Annotated in this window: 1 pseudogene; it reads left to right on the top strand. The window is 56.7% G+C overall.

What is annotated here, in order from left to right:
* Positions 1-114: 114 nt before the first annotated feature.
* Positions 115-869: pseudogene (locus tag HKD31_RS15930) on the top strand (IS5 family transposase); the annotation flags it as partial.

Here is an 869-nt window from a genome sequence, read left to right on the forward strand (position 1 = left end):
CTAGGTCGTGTTGACAAAAGGTCTATACGATCATCCTGAGATCTGATTCACTGGTTGCTTCTACGAAGGCGATAAGGTGAAGCGGGGATGGCACGAGGGGATCTGACGGATCGTGAATGGGCGCTGATTGGTCCGCTTTTGCCATCCGAGCGTGGCCGTTGGGCACGACCATCCGGAGATAACCGCCGGTTTCTCAACGGCATGTTGTATGTCCTGCGCACCGGTTGTCCGTGGCGGGACATGCATGAGCGCTACGGAAAATGGAACTCTGTCTATGTCAGGTTCCGGCGTTGGGCTGAACAGGGTGTCTGGGATGCCCTGCTGCAAACCCTGGTGGACCTGGGTCTGAGTGATGACTGGCAGCATATGGTCGACAGTACCGTGGTCCGCGCCCACTCCCAGGCAACAGGTGCAAAAGGGGGGCTCATACGGAGGGTTTTGGTCGCTCACGCGGCGGCTTTACGAGCAAAATCCACGCCCGGTGCGACAATCAAGGACGTCCTTTCGGCTTTGCCCTTAGCGGAGGTCAGGTCTCGGATTACAAGGCCACAGATGCCCTGATGGCGTTTCCGGTTCCAAACCCCAAAGCCATGCTGGCTGATCGGGGCTATGACAGCGACGGCTTCCGCCAGGATCTGCTGTTCCGTGGGATACTGCCGGTTATTCCATCACGCAAAGGCCGCAACGCTCCACAGAAAACAGACTGGCGGCGTTACAGAGACCGCAATCGCATTGAGCGGATGTTCAACAGGCTCAAGCAGATGCGCCGTATTGCAACCCGATACGACAAAACCGCCTTATCATTCATAAGCTTCCTCAATCTCGCCGCCGCGAGGCTTTGGATTGAATCTTTTGTCAACGCGACCTAG

This window comes from Gluconobacter potus (assembly GCF_015244705.1).
GTDB classification, from domain to species: domain Bacteria; phylum Pseudomonadota; class Alphaproteobacteria; order Acetobacterales; family Acetobacteraceae; genus Gluconobacter; species Gluconobacter potus.